The organism is Pseudomonas sp. DCA-1, from assembly GCF_046523955.1.
Lineage (GTDB): Bacteria > Pseudomonadota > Gammaproteobacteria > Pseudomonadales > Pseudomonadaceae > Aquipseudomonas > Aquipseudomonas putida_Y.
Genome location: NZ_CP169881.1, coordinates 2,815,115 through 2,836,621 on the forward strand (window position 1 = coordinate 2,815,115; position 21,507 = coordinate 2,836,621).

Consider the following 21,507-nt stretch of genomic DNA (forward strand, 5'->3'; position numbering starts at 1 on the left):
GGTTCATGTGCTCGGTGCGCCATCGCTGTTCGCAAGTGGTGCCCTGAGTAGCTTCAACTGTGTATTGGCTTCGACCAAGCGCTCCTGCAGGCCCTGCGCTTGTTGCGCCAGAGTCGCGGAGGCTTCGCCCAGCCGGGACACCTCCTCCTGCAGCGTGCGACAACGCTGTTCAAGGGCTTCATTCGAGCGTTCGGAACCGGCCAGTACGCTCTGCAAGGCCTCCATGGCCTGATTTTTCTGCGCCAGTAGCTGTTGCTGCGCATGTTGCTCTTTTTGTAACTGCCGCGCCTCGGTGAGCAAGCGTGCATTGTCGCGGTTCAGCTGCGTCAGTTCGTCCTGCTTGATTATCAAGGTCTGCTGCAGTTGCCGCAGTTCCAGTTGCAGTTGTTGCACCTGCGACTCGTGTCGACGCTGTTCCTGCTCGCGCTGCTCCTTGCTGGCCTGACGATAGTGCTCCAAAGCATCACGGGCATGTTGATGCTTTTCCTCCAGCGAGCGAATTTGGCTGTCGCGATCCTGCAGGCGCACCTCCTGATCGCCGTTAGCCTGCGCCAAGCGGGCATTCTCAACCTCGGTCTGTTGGCGTTGCTGCTGTTCCTGCTGTAGCGCTTGCTGAACAGCCTGAAGCTGTTCCGTGAGCCCGCTGCTCTGACTTTCCAACTGCTGGATTCGGCTTTCGGCCAGCCGAGCTTGGTTCTGGTAATCGAGCCGTTCGCGTTGTAGTTGTTCGCGCTCCTGGGCCACGGTGGCCTGCGCATCCTCCTCTAGCTGATCTGCCAGTTGGCCGACCAGGTTGGCCAACTGTTCGCTGAGCGGTATCGCGGCGGTATTTCGGCCGCGCTCGGCGTCTTCGAGTTCTTTCAGGTAGCGGTGAATGGTGGTTTTCGAGCCGGTATTGCCAAGTTCGACCCGTACCGCGTCGATGCTTGGGTTCTCGCCCCGCGCCAGGATCGCCTGTCGCGCCTTCTGAACCAGTGCCTTGTTGATGCCGCCGCGGGCCATGGTCTGCTCCTACGATTTCGTAGTAGATTACATAGTATGTATTTACATACTAAATTTGATTGATGTAAAGCCAGTTAAAAGCAAATAAATCAGATAAAATAATGGAGTGTTATTCAATACGAAAGGCAAAAACGGTCGTTTGGCAGCCGTTTTCCAGTACACAAAGGGCAACCTCGGGCGATGAAAGACGTCGGGCGCTATCTACAAGCTGGTACGCGGGAAAACACCCGCCGCAGCTACCAATCGGCCATCGAGCACTTCGAAGTGACGTGGGGCGGCTTCCTGCCCGCCACCAGCGACAACATCGTGCGCTACCTGGTGGAATACGCCGACACGCTGAGCCTCAGCACGCTCAAACAGCGCCTGGCCGCCCTGGCTCAATGGCATATCACCCAAGGTTTTCCTGATCCGACCAAGACACCCACAGTGCGTCAGGTGCTCAAAGGCATCCGCACATTGCATCCGGCGCAAACGAAGCAGGCTGCGCCGTTGCAGTTGCAGCACTTGGAGCAAGCAATTCAATGGCTGAGTCGGGAAGCCGAACAGGCTCAGCAGTCCGGCAATTTGGCAAGCCTGCTTCGCAGCCGGCGCGATGCGGCGTTGCTGCTGATCGGCTTCTGGCGGGGTTTTCGTAGTGACGAACTCTGTCGGCTGCAGGTCGAACATATCCAGGCCGAAGCCGGTGCGGGCATGAGCCTGTTCCTGCCACAAAGTAAGGGTGACAGGGACAACCTCGGCACGACTCATTACGTACCAGCCTTGAAGTGCCTCTGCCCGGTGCAGGCTTATCTCGACTGGATCAGTGCCGCCGGCATTGCCCGTGGTGCAGTGTTCTGTCGCCTGGATCGCTGGGGGCACCTGAGCGACGAGGCCTTGCATCCCGGCAGCCTGATCAGCTTGTTGCGCCAGATCCTACAGCGCGCCGGTATATCGGCCGAGCTGTACACCAGCCATTCGCTGCGCCGTGGCTTCGCCTCTTGGGCCACGGCAAATGGCTGGGATCTCAAGGCCTTGATGACCTATGTAGGCTGGAAAGACATCAAGTCTGCCATGCGCTACATCGACCCCGCCATATCCTTTGGCGGCCTTGCAGCTAAACCTGTCCTTGAGCTTCATGCTGGCCCTTTGGGTCAACTTTCAGCTTCTCATTAATATCGGCACACCCCAGGGACGATGGCGCAACATGAAGTGTAATCGGGCTCTCTCAACACATACAGGCAGTTGAGCCGCTCTAGAATGAGCTTTATAGATCTTTATAGTTTAATTATAGAGCGATTATAAAATCCCTTGCTGAGCGCCCGATTCACGCTGCCTACAGGGGCGTCGGCCAGGCAGAACCATCTCAGACAAATGGTTGGATGAACCGCACGGTCGTTGGTGCGGGGCTAACCAGCACCCTTGGTGATTTCTGCTATGAAACTACCACAGTGATCTTGCCCAGCTTCATCGCTGTACTGGTGTGGGATGCAAATAAAGTTTCATCCGTTTTAATAAAGCATCATCCTTGCAAATAAAGTTTCATCCTGAGCCTGTATCTGCTATGTTGAGGTCATCGACACAGGGGGTGCAGGCTTTCTCATGTCTGGAACATTCAAGGGGCTGACCCAGGCCCAGATCGATAGAAGGCTCAAGGACGGGCGTGGCCAAGGCCAGGGATCAGACTACAAGCCGTTCATCTACACTAGGGACGTGTCCTCGCTGGGGCGCTCCCACCGCCTGCCTGGCAGCAAGACCCGGCGTTTACACCATCTTCTATCCGATCTTGAACTGGCCTGTTGCCGCTGACCGAAAACTGACCCAGTAGAGGCTGTTCTGCCGACTGAAAACTGACCCAGGTGTTCAACTGCTTCTGCTCAATTTTTGAGCAGGAGAACACAGGGTGATCAGTATGGAAATGATGGGCAAAATTCGCCGGATGTATTTCCGCGACAAGCTGTCGCTGCATGAGATAGCCAAGTGCACCGGGTTGGCGCGCAACACGATTCGCAAGTGGGTCAGAGCACCTGAGGCCAAGCCGCCGGTCTACCAACGCCGCGCGATCTTCAACAAACTCAGCCCTTTTCACGCCACGCTGGAGCAGGCGCTAAAAGCCGATTCGCTGCGGCCCAAGCAACAGCGGCGCAGTGCCAAGGCGCTGTTGGCGCAAATCAAAGCCGAAGGTTATGACGGTGGCTACAGCCAGCTCACCGCGTTTATCCGTGCCTGGCGAGGGGGACAGGGCAAGGCGTCGCAGGCCTTTGTGCCGCTGACCTTTGCTCTTGGCGAGGCGTTTCAGTTTGACTGGAGCGAGGAAGGCTTGCTGGTCGGCGGCATTTACCGGCGTATGCAGGTGGCACATCTGAAGCTGTGTGCCAGCCGTGCGTTCTGGCTTGTGGCGTATCCGAGCCAGGGCCATGAGATGTTATTTGACGCCCATACACGCTCGTTCGGCTCCTTGGGCGGCGTGCCGCGCCGGGGCATCTACGACAACATGAAGACCGCCGTCGACAAGGTCAATAAGGGCAAAGGCCGGGCGGTGAATGCGCGCTTTGCGGTGATGTGCGCGCATTACCTGTTCGATCCGGACTTCTGCAACGTCGCCGCTGGTTGGGAAAAGGGCATCGTTGAAAAGAACGTGCAAGACAGCCGCAGGCGTATCTGGCTAGACGCCCAGGACTGCCAGTTTCACTCCTTCGAGGAACTCAATGCCTGGCTGGGCCAGCGCTGCCGCGCGCTTTGGAACGAGCTGACGCACCCTCAATACAGCGGGCTCAGTGTGGCCGAGGTACTGGAGTTGGAGCGCGCCGAACTGATGCCTATGCCCGCGGCCTTCGACGGTTACGTCGAGCGGCCTGCGCGGGTCTCCAGCACCTGCCTGGTCAGCGTCGGGCGCAACCGTTACTCGGTGCCGTGTGAGTACGCGGGTAAGTGGGTCAGCAGCCGTTTGTATCCGACCCGCATCGAGGTGGTGGCCGATGATGCGCTGATTGCCAGCCATGCGCGCTTGCTGGATCGCGAACAGGTCAGCTACGACTGGCAGCACTACATCCCGCTGATTGAGCGCAAGCCCGGCGCGCTGCGCAACGGAGCGCCCTTTACTGATCTGCCAGCGCCGCTGCGTCAGCTTAAGCACGGTCTGGGGCGTCATGCCGGCGGTGACCGGATCATGGCGCAAGTCCTGGCTGCCGTACCGGTCGCCGGACTCGATGCCGTGCTGGTAGCCGTTGAGCTGGTACTGGAGAGCGGCAGCCTGAGCGCCGAACACATCCTCAATGTCGTGGCACGGCTGACAGCATCCGAACCACCACCCAGCGTCGAAACCCACTTGTCGCTCAAGGAAGCCCCCGTCGCTAACACGGCGCGCTACGACCGCCTGCGTGGCCAGGCCGAGGAGGTCGGTCATGCGTGATTTGATGGCGGAACTCAAGGAGCTGCGCCTGCACGGCATGGCCACGGCCTGGGCGGAGTTAACTGCACAGGGTGAGTCGAACACAGCCTCGTCCAAGTGGCTGCTCGAACACCTGCTGGAACAAGAGCACACAGATCGCGCCATGCGCTCGGTGAGCCACCAGATGAACATGGCCAAGCTGCCGATGCACCGCGATCTGGCCAGCTTCGATTTCAACGCCTCTAGCGCCGACGCACGCCTGATCAGCGAGCTGGCCAGCCTGGCCTTTACCGACACCGCGCAGAACGTGGTGCTGATCGGTGGGCCAGGCACCGGTAAAACCCACCTAGCCACCGCGCTGGCCGTGTCCGGCATCACCCGGCACGGTAAGCGCGTGCGCTTCTACTCCACGGTCGATCTGGTCAATCTGCTGGAGCGCGAAAAACACGACGGCAAAGCCGGGCGGATCGCCCAGGCACTGCTGCGCATGGATCTGGTCATCCTCGACGAACTGGGTTATCTGCCGTTCAGCCAGGCTGGCGGTGCGTTGCTGTTTCACCTGCTGTCCAAGCTGTACGAACACACCAGCGTGGTGATCACCACCAACCTGAGCTTCGCCGAATGGTCGAGCGTGTTCGGCGACGCCAAGATGACCACCGCCCTGCTGGATCGGCTGACCCACCACTGCCACATCGTCGAAACCGGTAACGAGTCCTATCGCCTGCAACACAGTAGCTTGGCGGCCCAGGCCAAGATCAAATCACGGGAGCGAAAGCGTAAGGGCGGCCAAGAACCGGAGGACGATGAGCCGTTCTGATTTCATGGCGACGACGGCCTGCTACATGGCTGCGTGTGGCAGGTCTTAAACAACTGAACTGGGCTAGCGAAGGAGTGGGGGCAACAGCAGCTGCGCTGGTAGACTTATCCACAGTTGCTGGTAACAAAATCAGCAATCCGCCCTGGGTCAAATTTCAATCGGCAGGGTGGGTCAATTTTCCATCAGCGCCAACACGTAGGGTCGCTCAGCGACTCGCGTCGATAGCATCTGGCTCGCCACCGAGCCCTTGGACATGCGTTCCGGCACTGAAACCGCGTTGGCCCGCGTGGTGGGACACACCGAAGGTCGGCGCTACGACGTAACTCAGCCCTGGGACTTGAACGGACATTCACAAGGCAGAGGTCAATCGAGCTTGCCCAGTACCTATGCGTTGCTCCTCCTTTGTTCTGCATGATTGTCCTCATGGTCGACATCTCCGGGGTCGCCAAGGAGATCTCCATGGAGGATATCCACCGATCAGGCATCAACTGAGGCCGGCGGTACTTCGTAATGCATGCAAGATCAGGATGAAACTTTATTTTCACGGTTTACACCCCTTTTGGCTGTATGCCATTTCTTAGGATGAAACTTTAAGCACCTTTGCTAATCATTGCCCCTCGTAAAATGGGCGTTACGTGAGGTTATTAGGATGAATCTTTATTTTTATCCCACAACTGGGCATTCCGGCGGCGGCACTTGGCACCATCGAAGATATTGCTGATGCATTGGCCAGCTACACCAAGATGGCCTCCGGCTACGTCGCCGACAAACTCGGCCACCGCAAGCTATTGGCGCTGGTTGGCTACGGATTCTAGAAAGTGAGTAACGTATTGCAACGAGTTCGCGGCTGGGCCAAGGCCCTGAAACAGCAAGTTATGATGCTGTGGTTTAGTTGCCGGCATCCGCAAACGCCATGGTTGCCGAAGGTTATAGCGATGATCGTAATCGCTTATGCCCTAAGCCCAATCGATCTGATTCCAGACTTCATTCCGGTCCTTGGCTACCTGGACGATGTGATCTTGCTACCTTTGGCCATCTGGCTAGTAATCAAGCTGATGCCCGATCACGTACTGGACGAATGCCGCCAGCAGGCCCTTGAATGGGAAAGCACACAGCAACACCGCCCAGTGAGCCGGGGCGCTGCGCTGGTGGTCATCTTGCTCTGGCTGGCTCTGTTGATCGGAGCCTGGAAACTCTATACCCGCTCTGCGCCGGGTCGGCTTTCTCGCACTTGGGCTCCTGAGTGAAGGTGCGTGATACATCCACCGCTCCTAGGTGCTCCAGTGCTCGACGGCCGATCAAAACCGGATGGAGCATTTTTTCCCGGTTCTTCAGGGAGAATTGTTCGTTGTAAAAGCTGGTTGCCAATGCACATCTTCATCACTACCACGGGGCGGTGCTCAGCGCCGCCAGCACCACGGACTTTGACGTTACGCTCGACCCTTCGCTCGAAAGGGATGCTGGCTGCTCTGCCTGTGTCACTGTCTTTCACTTCAACTTTGAAACGCACCCATTTCTCGCCATTCCTTTCGAAACGCTCCAAATCTTTGGCATCCATAGACGATGTCAGTGCGCCGGTATCCAGCTTGATTTTCACCGAGACTTTTTCAGGAAGCAGCAGCCCCTCCTCAATCCAGCCAAATACCCTGGATGGATTCGCACCTGCGGTATTACACAGTGCAAAAATTATCAGGACCAGTGCGCTAGCAGCTATCCGTCTAATTGAACCGCCCCGGGTTTCGCGGAGGCTGTTTTGTTTGAGTCAGGCAGCAACCGATATGGTTGCCTGACTCTGTTCATATAGTGCCTCAAACTCGGCCGGTGGCCTATTTCCAATTGGCTCCAGCAGGCGCTGATGGTTGAACCAGGTCACCCACTTCAGCGTTTCCCACTCCAGACTGTCTACGCTTTTCCACGGCCCTCGCTTATGGATCAGTTCGGTCTTGTAGAGGCCGTTGATGGTCTCTGCCAGTGCGTTGTCGTAGCTGTCACCGGTATTGCCAACCGAGGGTTCGATGCCAGCTTCGCCCAGCCGCTCGCTGTAGCGAATCGACAGATATTGCGAGCCCCTATCGCTGTGATGAACCAGCCGGTGGGGCTCAGGCCGACGAGTGTGAAGCGCCTGTTCCAGAGCATCCAGAACAAACTCTGTGCGCATGTGTCGGCTGACACGCCAGCCTACGATAAACCGTGAGTAGACATCGACGATGAACGCCACATAAGCAAATCCCTGCCAGGTTGAAACGAATGTGAAATCGGCGACCCAGAGCTGATTGGGACGTTCGGCCGTGAACTGGCGCTTTACCAGATCCCTGGGATTGGCATTGTCAGGATCGGGTTGTGTGGTTTTCACCGTTTTGCCCCGCGTTACGCCGCAGAGCCCCATTTCACGCATCAACCGTTCCACTGTGCAGCGCGCAACCACCTGGTGTTCGCGATGCATCTGCCGCCAGACTTTCCTAGCCCCGTAGACCTCGTAGTTTTCCTGCCAGACACGGTGAATTTGTACAGCAAGTTCCTCGTCACGGATCGCTCGGGCGGAGCGTCGTGAGCGGTCACGTAGCCGTGCAGCATGGCGCCGGTAAGCCGATGGAGACACTTGCAACACGCGGCACAGTGGCTCGACTCCAAAGCTTTGCCGGTGCTTGTCGATCAGCTGCCAGATCACTTCAAACGGCGGTCGAGCTCCGCCTGGGCGGAAAAAGCGCTGGCGACCTTGAGGATTTCGTTGGCTCGCTTGAGCTCACGAACCTCGCGCTCCAGTTCCTTGACGCGGGCATCAGTGCCCGAGGCGGAGGGGGCCGCAGGCGCAGCCGCCTTCCGAATCCAACTGCTCAACGTCTGGGCGGTGCAGCCGATCTTGCTGGCCACGGCCTCAATGGCGGCCCACTGCGATGTGCGGGACTCCCGGACCTCATAAACCATACGGATGGCCCGGTCACGGACTTCAGGGGAAAATTTGGTGTGCTTGCTCATATGGGCTCCATTCTCTCAAAGGGTGGAGCCTCCGCGAAACCCGGGGCGGTTCAGTCGTGCTGATACCAAACGACAGGCACGCTAATTTGATACTGGCTTTGCCTGAACGAACCGCCTGCTGCGCCATCTCGCGCCGCTGAGATGGCTTTACCACTTTTTTGCCATGGCCTCCTGGATGATCTCGGCCTTGAGGCGCTCCTCGGCGTACATCTTCTTGAGCCGACGGTTCTCCTCTTCCAGTTCACGCAGCCTGGTCATCAATGATGCATCCATGCCGCCGAACTTGGCACGCCACTTGTAGAAGGTCGCCGAACTGATGCCATGCTCGCGGCACAGCGCCGGAACTGGGCTGCCGGCTTCAGCCTGCTTGAGGATGGCGATGATCTGGCTGTCCGAAAAACGCGATGTCTTCACGCAAAATTTCCTTGATCCGATTAGGAGAAAATTCTACTTCTGACGAGGGCTGATTTCAGGGGGGATTACCGGTACAGATCCATCTCGGTTAACTGCTCTTGAGCACCAAAGCCATGGTCACCCACGACCACGAATAGGGTGTCTTTGAAATAAGGCGCTTTACGAGCCTTTTCAAAAAATCGTCCCAGAGCCCAGTCAGAATAACGCATAGCTGTCAGGTGCTGATCAAGCGAACCTTGCCCTGTCACGGGCTCAACAGGCAACACACCTGGCAGCGCGTAAGGCGTATGGTTTGAAAGCGTTTGCAGGAGTGCATAGAAGGGTTTCTTCGGGTCTTGCTTGAACAGTTCTTCTGCAGCGCGATCAAACATATCCTGGTCAGCCACTCCCCATGTCGGGTCAGATACCACGGGGTCAACAAAGTCATTACGACCGATAAACCGTGTCATGCCCTGGTTGCTGAAAAAGCCACGTTGGTTATCCCAGGCAAAATCGCCGTTGTAGACATACAGATCGTCGAAGTCGCGAGTGCTAAGCAACTGAGCCAGACCGGAGAATTGGTGGCCTCCTTCCGGAGTCTGCATCAAGTACTCGAAACCGGGTAAATTTGGGAAACAGGCCATGCTGGCAAACATGCCTTGATGGGTATGGGTGCCATTAGCGAAGAAGCGGCGAAACAGCACACCCTCCTGAGCCAGTCGGTCGAAGTTCGGTGTGATGCCAGCTTCGCTGCCGAGCGCGCCAACAAAGTGCCCAGCAAAACTCTCCATCAGAATCACTACGACATTGCGGATCGGCAGGCGCCTGTCTTGTGGGGGCTGGAAATCGCGGCGGATCGCTGCTGTGTTCTGGTCTGCTAGGCGGTCGTGTTCGGTGAATAAGAGATCGCGTGTCAGGGTCGTCGCTTGATCTGCGGGCATGCGGCTCTTCCAAACCTTGTCGGCGCGATCACCTGAGTAGTGGTTCTTGGCCGCGGCATAAAGGCTCAAGGTGCCATTGAGGCCTAGGTGGTTGGCAAACATTGAGTCTGTGGTAAATGCATCCCCCCAGCGTAGTGGCGGCCCTTGCCGCAAAGTACCTCGCGCCACAACGACCGATATAGCCAGACAAAGCAGCAGCGCCATACCATGACCGAGCTTATTCATTGTTCGGCGCGACTCGACGGTTGAGCGGCCCTTGCCACGAGTGCGTATATCCAGCCAACCCAGCAGTACGAAAAAGAGAGCGCTCAACGCCAGCCAGGCACCCAGTAGGCGCAGCACTGGAAAGCCATACCAGAGCATGCTCAGCACAGTTGCCGGGTCTTCTTGCAAATATTGAAAGACCAATGCGTTGAGACGCTGATGAAACTCTCGATAGAAGTTCAGTTCAATCATGCCGAGCAGGATAGCTACCGCTGCGCAAGTCCCCAGCCAAATGCGTTGCCATGTCCGGCAGACCATTGCCGGGCGATATGCCAATGCCAGGGTCAGTGGTGCGCAGATATAGACCACTAAGCGCAAGTCGAAACGCAGGCCATTAAAAAACGCTTCTGCCAGGCTGGTCCACGCGGTAGCTCCAATCAGCTCTCGGTTGAAAAGTAATAGGGCCACGCGTAACAGGGTCAGCAAAGCTACTAACAGCGCTGCACTGCCAAAAAGGGAGGCCAGGTGTTCGCTAAGGCCAAGTTTTTCTTTCGCATTGGAGGCATCAGCGGACGCTGGTATGCGGGGAGGCATAATGGGTAGCCTTTTATAATTTAAGAATGGGGAGCTATAACAGGATCAAACCCCAAGTAAGGGCAATCAGTATCAGTGCAATGAGTTGCGCCGCACTTCCCATATCCTTGGCTTGTTTAGACAGTGGGTGGATGCTCAGGGAAATACGGTCAACAGTGCTCTCTATGGCTGAGTTGAGTAGCTCCACTATCAACGCCAGCATCGGCACGAGTATCAGTAACACGCGCTCACTGGGCGTTGCATCCACCAGACAAGCCAGCGGCAGAAGCACTGCATTTAATAACAGCAGCTGCCTGAAAGCGGCTTCGCCTTGAAACGCTGCCCGCAAGCCTGCCAGCGAGTATCTAGTGGCATAAATAATGCGGGTAAAGCCACTGCGGCCTTTCAACGAGAGGGCATCCAATTCGTCGCTCTGTGGCATGTTGCTCATGGCTGCAACACTCCAGCAGGGTCGTTCAGCGCTTGCTGATAGGCCTGGTGGATAAAGGGCACCTCGAAAAACCTCGGCCCCCTGCGATTGGTAAAATTGCGTTGTCCTGATTTCGTTCTCTGACACCAGCCATGAAGAAGCGCACTGCCATCAAGACGGACCTGTTCGCTGACGAACATCATCGGAAGAAGATCGACACGCTTGGAGATCCGCTGGCCCAGATCGAGTCGTACATCGATTTCGCGGCACTTGCGGCGGAAGTCGATCGGGTAGCGCCGCGCCCTGTCAGCCCTCAAGGCGGTCGCCCGCCGTATCCGACGGAGACGATGGTGCGGATTCTGGTGCTCAAGCGGCTGTACAACCTGTCGGATGAACAGATGGAGTACCAGTTGCTTGACCGGATGAGCTACAAGCGATTCTGCGGGTTGGCCAGCGCGGTCAATATTCCGGATCGAACGACCGTGTGGACGTTCGAGAACCGCATCGGCGACGCCGGCGCGAAGGTCCTGTTCGACGGTGTCACGGCCCAACTGCTCCGGCACGGATTCATCGCCCGCGGCGGCCAAATCGTCGATGCCACGCTGGTGCCTGCTCCCAAGCAACGTAACAGCCGTGAGGAGAACAAGCTGGTCAGGGAAGGCGCGATGCCGGCTAACTGGAAGCCAGCCAAACGGCGCCAGAAGGATACGGATGCCACCTGGACGCAGAAGCACGGCAAGAACCACTTCGGCTACAAGCTCTCGGTCAACGTGGACAAGAAGTACAAGATCATCCGCAAATTCGAGACTGATACGGCCAGCGTCCATGACAGCAAGCACTTCGATGCGCTCATCGACCGGAGCAACACGAGCCGCGATGTCTATGCGGACCGAGGCCACACCAGCGCAGACCGGGAGGGCTGGCTCAAGGATCACGGCTATCGTAATCAGATCCAGAGGAAGGGGTACCGCAACAAGCCCCTTTCCGAGTGTCAGCAACGGCGCAACCACCGCATCGCCAAGACGCGTGCCCGAGTGGAGCACGTGTTCGCGAGCATCGAGCAGATGGGCGGCAAGTTGATCCGTACCATCGGACAGGGGCGCGCGAACTTTGCGATGACGATGATGGCGGCCTGCTACAACTTGAAGCGGCTGGTGTACTTCCAGAAGGCGGGAATCAAGGCCTTCTGACGCCCGGAGTGGGCCGAATCGCCGCTGCAGAGGGCGATTCGGAAGAAAAACGGGGCGACACCGCCCAGAAAGCGGTGATTCGCCGCAGAAATCGAACCGAATTCGATCATGGCCATCATTTGGCGGTCGGATTCACTGAAAACCTCGCGTTATTCGAGGTGCCCATAAACAACAGCAGCAGTAATAACGAGCGATTCGGACGCACGACAAATGCGCCCATTGCGCTCATGGATAACGAATCCATGGTTGAGTCCTGAGTTAAAGGGGTCTTGGGCCGCACAGCAGCCTATGTCAGAGCACGAATGTGGCGCGCGGTGGCCGTTCAATCAGGAAGATCGGGCTTGGAGGAATGGAGTAACGAGGGGCGGGTATCGGCTGCGTACGTTCAGGCAGCGTGCTGATGCTGAGCAGCGTGGTCAGGTGCGGTGTTTCATGCACATGGTCGGCGGTCAGCGGTGAGTGGCAGTGATCCCCGTATGCAGCACAGGCGAGCGCCTCGTCACCATGGGTATGCGAATGTGCGCCATTGTTGCCACTCCCGACTGGCTGACTCGAACCCATAAAGAGCGCAGAGGTGTGCCCGGCCCAGGCTATCAAGATGGCCAGAGCAAGGGCAAAAATCACCTTAGTGCTGATGGGGTTGCTGAGCATGTCGTGTTTCTTTTGATGCCTAAGCGGATGGTTGTTCTGAAGGGGTAGTTGGTTTGACCATATCCCCCCCAGGGGGATAGGATGCGAGCGTAATTCATCGATGCATGAGACTCAAGGCATGAGCGATCACGAACACGGCCATCAGCACCAAAGTCATAGCGATATCATCAAAAGGTTGAAGCGTGCGGAGGGCCACCTGCGCAGCATCGTCAGCATGATCGAAGACAGCCGGGCCTGCGTCGACATCGCTCAGCAACTGCATGCCGTGGAAAAAGCCGTCTGCCAGGCCAAGCGTGTGCTTATCCAAGACCATATCGATCACTGCCTGGAACACACCGTCGAAGCACTCGCGACAGGTGAACGCGCATCGCTCGAAGACTTCAAGCAAATCACTAAGTACCTCTAGGCCTTTTCCCATGTCGAGCTTCGCTGAACTGCTGCAACAGGGAGCCTCGCAGGCCTGGTTGTACTTCCCCAGTGCCATCCTGCTGGGAGCCTTGCATGGCCTAGAGCCAGGGCATTCGAAAACCATGATGGCGGCGTTTATCGTGGCCATTCGCGGCACGGTGAAGCAGGCTGTTCTGCTGGGACTGGCCTCAACGCTTTCCCACACCGCAGTGGTTTGGCTGGTGGCCATGGCCGGCATGTACCTGGGGCAGAACCTGAATGCCGAAACCACCGAGCCGTATTTCCAGCTTGCGTCCGCCGCCATAATTATCACCATCGCCCTGTGGATGCTTTGGCGCACCTGGCGTGGCGAGCAGATGTGGCGCTTCGAGGAAGGCGATGATCTTCAGCATGACTATCACCACCACGATGAAATGCAGCGCATCGACACCGGGCATGGGCGCATCGAACTGTCGATCTTCGAAGAGGGCGTCCCTCCGCGCTGGCGACTGAATATCTTGACTGGCCATGCCTGGTCGGCAGCTGAAATGAGCCTGCTGACGACCCGCCCCGATGGCCTGGCCCAGCAGTTTCGCTTCGTCGACCGAGGTGACTACCTGGAGTCAGTGGACGAGATTCCCGAACCCCACGAATTCACAGCGCGCCTGAGCCTCGGCCATGCCGGTCATTCTCACGACTATGATCTGGAGTTCCACGAGCACGGCCACGGTCATGGCCATGATCATGCAGAACTGGAGGGCCTGGAGCTGTCGTTGGAGGGCTACCAGGATGCCCATGAGCGGGCGCATGCCAACGATATCCGCAAGCGCTTTAGCAATCGCAACGTCACCACGGGCCAGATCATCCTGTTCGGTTTGACGGGCGGGCTGATTCCTTGCCCGGCAGCGATCACCGTGCTGCTGCTCTGCCTACAAGTGAAGGAAGTCGCGCTGGGAGCCGTGCTGGTGTTGTGCTTCAGCATTGGCCTGGCCATCACCCTGGTTACCGTTGGTGCTGCCGCCGCTATCGGAGCACGCCAGGCGTCCAATCGCTGGCCCTGGCTTGGTGCTGTGGCGCGTCGCGCTCCGTACCTGTCCAGCCTATTGATCATCGGTGTGGGGATTTACGTGGGTGTCCATGGCTGGATCGGCCTGAACGCCTAGCCTGATGTGCGAGTTATCCGGCTATTTCGGCCTGTTCCTCGCCGCCTTCGGTGCCGCCACGCTGCTGCCCATGCAGCCGGAAGCGGTGCTGGTCGGCTTGCTGCTGACCGACCCCTATGCCGCCTGGACACGGCTGGCCGTGGCGACCACGGGCAATGTACTGGGCTAAGCACTGAACTGGCTGTTGGGCCGTTTTATCGAACACTACCGACACAAACGCTGGTTTCCCGTCAGCGAAGAAAAACTGGAAAAGACCCAGCAGGCTTATCACCGCTTCGGGCGCTGGTCGCTGCTGATCAGCTGGGTACATATTATTGGTGATCCACTCACAGTAGTGGCTGGCGTCCTGCGGGAACCCTTTTGGAGCTTACTGTTGATCGTAACGCTGGCCAAGGCCACTCGCCATCTGGTGCTGGCCCCTGACGCTCGGGTGAGACAGGTCAAGTTCTTCGGCTGGTCGCTCGATAAGTATTGGATTGCCGCTGTCGAAGATTTAATCCGGCAAGAGATGGTCTTTCCTCAAGCCTGCGCATTTACAATATAGGCACTCTCCCAAGTGCTTACTGTTCGTGGTCGGGCGCTAGATTGACCAAGGGGATTATTCCAGCTTGAGCAGAGCGCACCCACCCAGCGAGGGTCTCGAGATTCTGTTGCAGCGACTCAGCCTCCGTCCAGATGCAGGCATTCTCAGTAGGTACTGTCAGTGGCACACCCTCTACAAGGGTTAGGGCCATCGCATGAAGCTTCAGCAGCTCATCTCGGACAGCCACAACTCCACCTAACTCAGCCAGACAGGCATCGAATTGGTCAACCAGTCGCAGAAGCTGGGAGGTGTCGAAGCTGGCTCGCAGCTTGTCCAGTGCTACACCATCCACTTCTCCGTAGGGTGTGACTCGAAAAGTCGCGGGAGGGATCTCGATCATGTTGCCTCCTAGGCACCGGTCTTGCTGGCCGTGTTGGCTCGAAGCGAGCCGGCGGCCTGTTGGAATACCGAGTCCTTGATCCAGGGCTCCGGTGGCCTATTGAGCTTGAGGTTGAACTCACCGAAGCGCTTGACGTTGCTGGTCAGGTAGGGGCTGAGGAACGACACGTCCTCATCGGTGAACTGCCAGCCCTCGCGGGCCAGTTTATGCAGGATGCGCATCATGTCCACAGTGTTCTGCAGGATCACCGACGAGGCCACCATGTCGTTGTAGCGCAGCCGTTTCTGCTGCTCGTCCGGATCGTTTTCAGCAATCACATCGCCGCCGAAAGATAACCACTTGGAGAAACCGTTGTAGGACTCGATCTTGTTGGTGTTCGCGGTGACCTCCTGGCGCAACTCGCGACTGCCGATCCAGTTGAGCAAGAAGATCGTACGGATCACGCTGCCCAGTGCCTGAGCCGCATGGTAGAGCTTGTTGCGCCGGCTGTAGGAGCCGAGTTTGCGCAGCAGCATGGGCGAGGAAATCTTGCCGGCCTGGATCGACAATGCGACCTGCATCAGATCCTGCCAGTGGGTTTCGATCAAGTTCCAGTCGGCAGTGTCGGTGAACAGGCGGTTGATATGCTTGTACGAAGCACCGCGATCCGGCCGGCACATCACCAGGTCGCGCCAGTTGCGAATACGTGGCATCAGATTGATGCCCAACAGATGGGTGAAGGCAAACACCGTGGCCGACTGCCCTTGGGTATCGGAGTACACCGTGTCAGCCTCGACGCTGAGATCAGCCTTGAGCAGCCCCTCGATCACGTAGATCGCCTCCCAGATGCCCGGCGGGATGAAGTGCTGGAACACGGCGATGTAGTTGTTGGCCACGTGCCGATAGGCCACGGCTCCCATTTTGCGGTAGCGAAAGTGGTAGCCGGCCAGCAGGTTGTCATCATAGAAGTCGAACTGCGTGCCGTCCGCAGCCACCGCCTTGCCATCGCCCCAGAGCTTGGGCAGATCAAGTTGAAGGTAGAGTTCCACCAACTCGCGGTTAGCCTTGTCCAGTTTTTCCAGCGAGAGGTGACGGCGATTCGTATAGGACAGCATGTGTGGCGTGACATTACCGGTCAGATGCCGTGCAGCCTGGCTAGGGCCTAGGTTGCAGCCCATGGCGAAGATCGTCATCAGGTAGCGCTCGGCAGGCTCTTTGAGCTTCGGCTCGTTACCGGACATGGGCCCGAAATGCCGCGTGAACTGAATCCAATGCTCGATGTTAGCCATGATATCGAGCACATGCCTGGCCGGCATGCGCTGCATAAGCGCCGTCTGCAGCGAGATGGCCGAAGGGGGGATGTCCCGCGCCGCTACTCGGCGCAACACCGGTTCTCCAGCTTCGTTAATCGATACGTCCCCTCGGCATGATGGGAATTTCTCGTCCAGTTGTTGCGCGGTTTCCTCCAACTGGGTCTTGAGAGAGGCAACAAACTCCTTCGCTGTGCCAGGCAGCCCCATCTTTTCGCAGTAGGCCGGTAGTCGCTGGAGACATTCCTCCCAGGGTAGCAACTGCTTGCGATAGTCGGCGAAGGATACCGACCCTTGTACGCACATGTCGCCGGATCGCAGCTCGCTGGCCAGGTAGGAGAAAACGCAAACTTCCAGATAGCGCCGGTTGGTCGGTGGCCCCTCACTCGAAGGGCGACGAACGACCTTGACCCAGCGCTCCGACGCAAACGACAAATCGACGTGCTCGTCGATCCATTCGCGGTGTAGATTCTCGCTGTCCTGGATCAGTTGAAGTGCCTGAGTCAGCGACCGATCCTGAGTCGTGGGCTCCAGTTGGAGAAGGTGACTGAGACGGAACAACAGCGAGCGATGGGACCTGAAGTGCTTCCAGATCAACGGCAGGTAGTTATTACCGCCGGTAGCTTGGACTTCGGCGCAAGTCTCACGCAACCGATCCAGATTGCCATCAGGGGAGAGGTATTCCCGAATCAGGCTGCCAGCTTCCTGGTCATCCGGTTCTTGAACCAGAATCTGCACCACGCCGTCCAGGGTCGCCGCCAACTGCTCCAGCTTCTGGCGTTGTCGCGCCTGGATTTGTTCCAGCTCCTCCTTGGCGCGTTTATGGATCGTCGAAATCCGCCGGATGAACATCTCGGCCAGGTGGTCCCGAGTTCGCACACGCATTCGATATATCAAGGCCAGCATCAGCGTGTGGCGCTTCGGCAGCGAGCAGTCCTTCAGCTCGGAGACGTCCGCCGCCGCGGCTTGGGCAGCAAAGTGGCGAATCTTGGCATCGACGATCCCCTCAAAGATGGCCTCCAGGTCCCCGAAGCTCTCTAGCCAGGCCAAGTGGTCGATCAGCACCTCCAGGTGCTTGCGAGATGGCTTCTTGGGTGCCTGTTTCAGCGCATTGAAATCGCTCTGGCGCCGGCCGAAGTCGGTGTCGAGCAGCTCCTTCAGCTTGTAGATCACCTCGATTGGCGCTCGAGTCACGACTAGGTTGAAGGTAACTTCCTGGGCACTCGCCAAGGCGGTTTCTGCGAGGTTGTTGAGCGTCGAATAAGCCGGAAGCTCATAGCCACGCTGAATCAGCTCATCAAGCATGGCATTGATGAGATCGACTCGCTGCTCAAGAACTACAGCGCAGTCACGTGCGATCTGCTCAGTGACCGCTAGCCCGTCGCTGCTGTAGAAGGGGGTAACCTGCAGGTACTGCCGTACCGCTGCTTGGTGCCGGTAAAGGGTGCGGGGATTGCTATAGCGTGGAGCTATTCGTGCGCCGTAGCGGAGGCATTGCCGGACATGACTGATGAGTTCCTGAGGAAGCTCCTCGAACGGAACGAAATAGTGCAGCTGCTGAAACACCTTTAACTGGATTGCCAGCCCAATCGAGAGCGCTGGACTCTTAGCGGTGTTGTTGACCCATTCGATCTCTGAATCAGACAGGGAATAGCTTCGATGAAGCTCCTTGGCCGGTAGCTGACTGGGCAAGATAGGGTAGGCTGTTCTTTCCACCGATGCCATTGAACACATCCCCCAAGCGAGGCAAAAGCATCAGCATAGACGGCTAGCCAGACGGTGGATGACCAGCAAGCCACGGCCTCTCGAATAACCTTTTAAATCATATATTTACAGAACGAATGTCCTAATTTTTGCCTTATCTCGGCATAACCCCGATACTGCACGGTGCATGGCTTACAAGCCGCTCGGTGGTATCGCCGATCACCTTGGCCCAACGCCTGGCCTGCACAACGCCGACCACCACCACATCGATCTTCAGCGTGGCGATGTAGGACTTGATCACGCGCAGGGGCGCGCCTTCGCTGAAATGCCGTTGCGTATGGGCAACGCCATGTGCATCGGCCAACGCATCGAAAGGCAACTGCAGTGACTCGCGTAACTGGTTCGCCCAGGGGCCGGCAAGGTCAGGGTTGGCCAACATGGCGATGGGCAGGTCGTAAGCCGAGAGCAAGTGCAACTGGCCCTTGCATTGAGTCGCCAGTTGCTGACCTGCCGCGACCAAGGCATGGTTGAGGGCGTCGTTGTGTGGCGACGGGTTGGCGACATCCACTGCGACCAGAATGTTCTGGGGGATGGCTGGGGCATCCGCCGGTACGAACAGCAACGGCGTCTCACTTCCATGCAGCAACACTTGGTCTAGCGAGGTCCGGGCTATCTGGTCGAGCAGGGAATGGCCCGGGCAGTCCTTGATCACCAGATCAGGTGCGTAGCGGGCAATGCAGGCTGGCAGTTCATCGCGCGGATTGGAGGTTTCTACGGCCTCGAAACCTGGCCGAGCCCCAACGAATTGATGCTCATCCAGCAGCGCTTTGAGTTCGGTGCTGAAGTGCACGAATGAGACCGAAGGTAGCGAGTCCTCCTGCAATTCATGACGCAGGCGCAGTTCACCCGATTCGTGGATACCCAGTACTTGCAAGCTCGCCCCCGACGCCGCAGACAATGCCATGGCCCGGGGCAGCGCGGCATTGGCACGGGCCTCGGTCATGATTAGCAGAATCCGGCGATACGGCTTCATGGGACACCTCCCCGGCGCGGCTGTTGGGTTGCATGCGATTGTCATTATCGAAGCAGGTGCAGGTTCGTTTTTGATAAATATCAAGGCTCCCAGACGCCACCTCGCACCTGGTAGTGCTGAGCGTTGCTCTATTGCCATGGGCGGCGTCAAGCGCGCCGGGCTGTTTCGACAGGCACTGATTCAGCGCTTGTCCAGATAGCGATACAACGCTTCTTCCTGGTCGAAGTGCAATTGCGCAAGTGTGTCCAGACGGATGAGCTGGTGCTGGATATCGTCAGCGCTCGGGCTGGCCGCTGCCTGGACAAAATCTTTGCTCATGCGTGACAGCAACTGGATCTGACGGAAAATTTCGCGGTGGCAGTGGCTCATTGCCGAAAGGGGGTCATCACCAGCCATGTAGCGGCTCAACAATGGATACAAGCGTTGTTCATCATCCCGCTCGTGACGCTCCAGTAGCTCATGCAGGGCGGCGACGAGGTGATTCAGGTCGGTCCGGGCCTGCACGGTGGGTCGACTGGAAAAATCCCCGGCCATCTGGCTCAGTTCGGTCAGAAGCCCCTGCAGTTGCCGATGTTCGTCGCTCATGCGCTCCAGGTTCGCTACCCCAAGCCCGTTTCGCCCGTCCCCGGCCAAAGGGCCAAGGGCGCGTAACGCATTGACGATGACCAGCAAGTCGATGCCTTCCTGCAGTAGCGCTCCCATCACCGCTGGCAAGTAACCTGCAGCAGCGGCCAGCATGGCCAGCAACGACAGGGTCATGCCCACCCATACGCCCTGACGGGCGATGTGCACCGCATGCCGGGCGATGTCCAGCGCCTCGATCAAACGGTCCAGGCGGTCAACCAGCAAGACTACGCCGGCTGCCTGCGCCGAGGCGGTGACGCCGGCAGCACCCATGGCAACCCCGACATCGGCAGCAGCCAGCGCAGGCGCATCATTGATGCCATCACCAACCATCAAGGTCTGACCTTCGCGGCAGCCCTGCTGCACCAGCCGGATCTTGTCCCCAGGCGAGAGGCCTGAATGCAGCTCGTCGATGCCTGCCGTCAGCGCGATCATTTCGGCCGTTTGTGGGCGATCGCCCGTAAGCATCACGATCTTCTCGATGCCACGCGCACGGAGCCGACGCAGGGTCTGAGGCGTTTCCTGGCGCACATCATCGGCCAGCCGCAACAGCGCTTTCAATTCACCGTCCACCGCCACGAAACTACCGCTGCTGGCCAGATAGTCCAATTGTTGCAAGCGTGTCCGTGCCCACGCCTCCTCGTCCTTGCCATCCTGTACATAAGCCAGCGCGCCCACGCGCACGGCTTTGCCCTGAACTCGCCCGGCAAGCCCCTGGCCCGGGCTTTCCTGGACGTTTTCCGGCGTTGATAGTGGCAAGCCTCGCGAACGGGCAGCCTCAACGATGGCCTGTGAAATTGGATGGGTGGATGCCTGGGCCAACGATGCGGCCCGCTGCAGAATCTGCAGCGGTACCCCCTCCCCCTTGACCTCGATCGATTGCAGTCGGGCATGGCCACTGGTCAGGGTGCCGGTCTTGTCGAGAAACACCTGGCGAACCCCGGCGAGCGCTTCCAGCACTGCACCATCGCGCACCAGAATGTTCCGCCGTGCCGCACGCGAGATACCCGACAAGATGGCAATCGGCACCGCCAGAATCAGCGGGCATGGCGTGGCGACAACCAGAACGGCCAGTACCCGCTGGATGTCGCCGCTGATCCACCAGGCGAGCGCAGCGACCAGCATCGTCAGCGGAATGAGCGCCAGCGCGTAGCGGTCGGCCAGGCGCACGAAAGGTGCCCGTGACTGGCGTGCCGCCTCGGCCAGGCGCACGATGCCCGCATAAGTGCTTTGTGCCGCCGTGTGCGTGGCCAGCAGCCAAATCGGCGCGCCGGCGTTGCACACCCCGCTGGCTACGTGTTCGCCAGCATGGCGCGTTACAGGTAACGATTCGCCGGTCAGCGCGGCCTCGTCCAGGATGGCCTGGTCACTTTTCAACTGCCCGTCGACCGGCACGATGTCCCCCAGACGCACCAGCAGGGTCTGCCCAGGCTGAACCTGATCCACCGCAACCTCGCGCAGCCCATCGTGTTCCTGGACCCAGGCACGCTGGGGCGCACGCTGGATCAGCGCGCGCAATTCGCGCTCGGCGTGGCGCAAGCTGAAGGCTTCCAACGCACGGCCGGTGGCCAGCATGAACGCAACCAGCGCGGCGACCAGCATCTGCTCGAGGATCAAGGCTGCGCCTATCGACAGCAGGGCTATCAGATCAATGCCCGCCTCCCCCCTGGCCAGGCGTCTGGCCATTTCCACCACCAGTACCAGTGCCATGAAGGCGCCGCCAGTCGCCCAGGCCAGCGCCGCCCAAGCGGGCTGTTGCGCCAGGTAGGCCAAGCCGCCAGTCAGCAAAGCCAGCACACACACCAACAACAGGCTGGAGTTCAACCAACGCTGTGCCATG

At 58.4% G+C, this 21,507-nt stretch carries 16 protein-coding genes, 5 pseudogenes and 1 other annotated feature; of the genes and pseudogenes, 9 read left to right on the forward strand and 12 right to left on the reverse strand.

What is annotated here, in order from left to right; all coding sequences use genetic code 11:
• Positions 1-3 precede the first annotated feature (3 nt).
• Positions 4-1,002, reverse strand: a complete 999-nt coding sequence (locus tag ACE4QZ_RS13195) for a DNA-binding protein (RefSeq protein WP_010953882.1) — start codon at positions 1,000-1,002, stop codon at positions 4-6.
• Positions 1,003-1,182: 180 nt separating this feature from the next.
• On the opposite strand from ACE4QZ_RS13195, the gene ACE4QZ_RS13200 reads away from it, so the two are divergent.
• From ACE4QZ_RS13200 to ACE4QZ_RS13220, 5 genes and pseudogenes are all read left to right on the forward strand, one after another.
• Positions 1,183-2,154 (forward strand): site-specific integrase, encoded by a 972-nt coding sequence (locus ACE4QZ_RS13200; RefSeq protein ID WP_010953881.1) that lies wholly within the window; start codon positions 1,183-1,185, stop codon positions 2,152-2,154.
• Positions 2,155-2,580: 426 nt separating this feature from the next.
• Positions 2,581-2,775: pseudogene (locus ACE4QZ_RS13205) on the forward strand (hypothetical protein); the annotation flags it as partial.
• A 115-nt stretch (positions 2,776-2,890) separates the two neighbouring features.
• Positions 2,891-4,390, forward strand: a complete 1,500-nt coding sequence (istA, locus tag ACE4QZ_RS13210; RefSeq protein ID WP_219412205.1) for an IS21 family transposase — start codon at positions 2,891-2,893, stop codon at positions 4,388-4,390.
• Entirely contained in the window at positions 4,383-5,186 is an 804-nt protein-coding gene (gene istB / locus ACE4QZ_RS13215; RefSeq protein ID WP_011911830.1) for an IS21-like element ISPst3 family helper ATPase IstB, read from the forward strand. Before istA ends, istB begins: the two co-directional genes overlap by 8 nt.
• A gap of 818 nt (positions 5,187-6,004) precedes the next feature.
• Positions 6,005-6,433: a YkvA family protein gene (locus tag ACE4QZ_RS13220; RefSeq protein ID WP_010953879.1), complete on the forward strand. Its 429-nt coding sequence runs from the start codon at positions 6,005-6,007 to the stop codon at positions 6,431-6,433.
• On the opposite strand, the pseudogene ACE4QZ_RS13225 reads toward ACE4QZ_RS13220, so the two are convergent.
• The 5 genes and pseudogenes from ACE4QZ_RS13225 to ACE4QZ_RS13245 form a co-directional block, all read right to left on the reverse strand.
• Positions 6,339-6,909 (reverse strand): annotated as a pseudogene (locus tag ACE4QZ_RS13225) (ATP-dependent zinc protease). The gene ACE4QZ_RS13220 and the pseudogene ACE4QZ_RS13225 overlap by 95 nt on opposite strands.
• Before the next feature lie 39 nt (positions 6,910-6,948).
• Positions 6,949-8,162, reverse strand: a protein-coding gene (locus tag ACE4QZ_RS13230) for an IS3 family transposase (RefSeq protein WP_088171445.1) whose coding sequence is annotated in 2 segments (ribosomal slippage) — positions 6,949-7,892 and positions 7,892-8,162 — 1,215 coding nt in all. Because the reading frame shifts where the segments join, the coding sequence is not laid out codon by codon here.
• Positions 7,777-7,893: a sequence feature (AL1L pseudoknot), on the reverse strand. (Overlaps the previous gene by 117 nt.)
• Positions 8,163-8,214: 52 nt before the next feature.
• Positions 8,215-8,576: pseudogene (locus ACE4QZ_RS13235) on the reverse strand (transposase); the annotation flags it as partial.
• A 68-nt stretch (positions 8,577-8,644) separates the two neighbouring features.
• Positions 8,645-10,294: pseudogene (locus ACE4QZ_RS13240) on the reverse strand (LTA synthase family protein); the annotation flags it as partial.
• 34 nt (positions 10,295-10,328) lie between these two features.
• On the reverse strand, positions 10,329-10,715 hold the full coding sequence (locus tag ACE4QZ_RS13245) for a diacylglycerol kinase (protein ID WP_031297681.1): 387 nt from the start codon (positions 10,713-10,715) through the stop codon (positions 10,329-10,331).
• Positions 10,716-10,855: 140 nt separating this feature from the next.
• On the opposite strand from ACE4QZ_RS13245, the gene ACE4QZ_RS13250 reads away from it, so the two are divergent.
• Positions 10,856-11,893 (forward strand): IS5 family transposase, encoded by a 1,038-nt coding sequence (locus tag ACE4QZ_RS13250; RefSeq protein WP_023082810.1) that lies wholly within the window; start codon positions 10,856-10,858, stop codon positions 11,891-11,893.
• A 115-nt stretch (positions 11,894-12,008) separates the two neighbouring features.
• On the opposite strand, the gene ACE4QZ_RS13255 is transcribed toward ACE4QZ_RS13250, so the two are convergent.
• Entirely contained in the window at positions 12,009-12,137 is a 129-nt protein-coding gene (locus tag ACE4QZ_RS13255) for a hypothetical protein (RefSeq protein ID WP_023082812.1), read from the reverse strand.
• 47 nt (positions 12,138-12,184) lie between these two features.
• Positions 12,185-12,544 carry a hypothetical protein gene (locus tag ACE4QZ_RS13260; protein WP_010953870.1) on the reverse strand — a complete coding sequence of 120 codons (360 nt, stop codon included), beginning with the start codon at positions 12,542-12,544 and terminating at the stop codon, positions 12,185-12,187.
• A 118-nt stretch (positions 12,545-12,662) separates the two neighbouring features.
• On the opposite strand from ACE4QZ_RS13260, the gene mreA reads away from it, so the two are divergent.
• From mreA to ACE4QZ_RS13275, 3 genes and pseudogenes are all read left to right on the forward strand, one after another.
• Positions 12,663-12,950 carry a metal-sensing transcriptional repressor MreA gene (gene mreA, locus ACE4QZ_RS13265; RefSeq protein WP_010953869.1) on the forward strand — a complete coding sequence of 96 codons (288 nt, stop codon included), beginning with the start codon at positions 12,663-12,665 and terminating at the stop codon, positions 12,948-12,950.
• A gap of 10 nt (positions 12,951-12,960) precedes the next feature.
• On the forward strand, positions 12,961-14,094 hold the full coding sequence (gene mrdH / locus ACE4QZ_RS13270; protein WP_010953868.1) for a Ni(II)/Co(II) efflux transporter permease subunit MrdH: 1,134 nt from the start codon (positions 12,961-12,963) through the stop codon (positions 14,092-14,094).
• A 4-nt stretch (positions 14,095-14,098) separates the two neighbouring features.
• Positions 14,099-14,509 (forward strand): annotated as a pseudogene (locus ACE4QZ_RS13275) (YqaA family protein); the annotation flags it as partial.
• Between the two features lie 145 nt (positions 14,510-14,654).
• On the opposite strand, the gene tnpC reads toward ACE4QZ_RS13275, so the two are convergent.
• From tnpC to ACE4QZ_RS13295, 4 genes are all read right to left on the reverse strand, one after another.
• The gene (tnpC, locus tag ACE4QZ_RS13280; protein WP_010953865.1) at positions 14,655-15,017 is read right to left on the reverse strand and encodes a Tn3 family transposase post-transcriptional regulator TnpC; all 363 of its coding nucleotides are present in this window, start codon (positions 15,015-15,017) and stop codon (positions 14,655-14,657) included.
• Between the two features lie 8 nt (positions 15,018-15,025).
• Complete coding sequence (locus tag ACE4QZ_RS13285; protein WP_023082813.1) at positions 15,026-18,031, reverse strand: Tn3 family transposase; 3,006 nt, start codon at positions 18,029-18,031, stop codon at positions 15,026-15,028.
• Positions 18,032-18,164: 133 nt separating this feature from the next.
• Positions 18,165-19,043, reverse strand: coding sequence for a universal stress protein (locus ACE4QZ_RS13290; RefSeq protein ID WP_410480452.1), 879 nt, complete (start codon positions 19,041-19,043; stop codon positions 18,165-18,167).
• A 180-nt stretch (positions 19,044-19,223) separates the two neighbouring features.
• The gene (locus tag ACE4QZ_RS13295) at positions 19,224-21,506 is read right to left on the reverse strand and encodes a heavy metal translocating P-type ATPase (RefSeq protein ID WP_021784685.1); all 2,283 of its coding nucleotides are present in this window, start codon (positions 21,504-21,506) and stop codon (positions 19,224-19,226) included.
• Position 21,507 lies beyond the last annotated feature (1 nt).

Bases quoted from the DNA above. Each gene is read 5' to 3' on its own strand.
- ACE4QZ_RS13195 (WP_010953882.1), bottom strand. From the start codon at position 1,002: ATGGCCCGCGGCGGCATCAACAAGGCACTGGTTCAGAAGGCGCGACAG.
- ACE4QZ_RS13200 (WP_010953881.1), top strand. From the start codon at position 1,183: ATGAAAGACGTCGGGCGCTATCTACAAGCTGGTACGCGGGAAAACACC.
- istA (WP_219412205.1), top strand. From the start codon at position 2,891: ATGGAAATGATGGGCAAAATTCGCCGGATGTATTTCCGCGACAAGCTG.
- istB (WP_011911830.1), top strand. From the start codon at position 4,383: ATGCGTGATTTGATGGCGGAACTCAAGGAGCTGCGCCTGCACGGCATG.
- ACE4QZ_RS13245 (WP_031297681.1), bottom strand. From the start codon at position 10,715: ATGCCACAGAGCGACGAATTGGATGCCCTCTCGTTGAAAGGCCGCAGT.
- ACE4QZ_RS13250 (WP_023082810.1), top strand. From the start codon at position 10,856: ATGAAGAAGCGCACTGCCATCAAGACGGACCTGTTCGCTGACGAACAT.
- ACE4QZ_RS13255 (WP_023082812.1), bottom strand. From the start codon at position 12,137: ATGGATTCGTTATCCATGAGCGCAATGGGCGCATTTGTCGTGCGTCCG.
- ACE4QZ_RS13260 (WP_010953870.1), bottom strand. From the start codon at position 12,544: ATGCTCAGCAACCCCATCAGCACTAAGGTGATTTTTGCCCTTGCTCTG.
- mreA (WP_010953869.1), top strand. From the start codon at position 12,663: ATGAGCGATCACGAACACGGCCATCAGCACCAAAGTCATAGCGATATC.
- mrdH (WP_010953868.1), top strand. From the start codon at position 12,961: ATGTCGAGCTTCGCTGAACTGCTGCAACAGGGAGCCTCGCAGGCCTGG.
- tnpC (WP_010953865.1), bottom strand. From the start codon at position 15,017: ATGATCGAGATCCCTCCCGCGACTTTTCGAGTCACACCCTACGGAGAA.
- ACE4QZ_RS13285 (WP_023082813.1), bottom strand. From the start codon at position 18,031: ATGGCATCGGTGGAAAGAACAGCCTACCCTATCTTGCCCAGTCAGCTA.
- ACE4QZ_RS13290 (WP_410480452.1), bottom strand. From the start codon at position 19,043: ATGAAGCCGTATCGCCGGATTCTGCTAATCATGACCGAGGCCCGTGCC.
- ACE4QZ_RS13295 (WP_021784685.1), bottom strand. From the start codon at position 21,506: ATGGCACAGCGTTGGTTGAACTCCAGCCTGTTGTTGGTGTGTGTGCTG.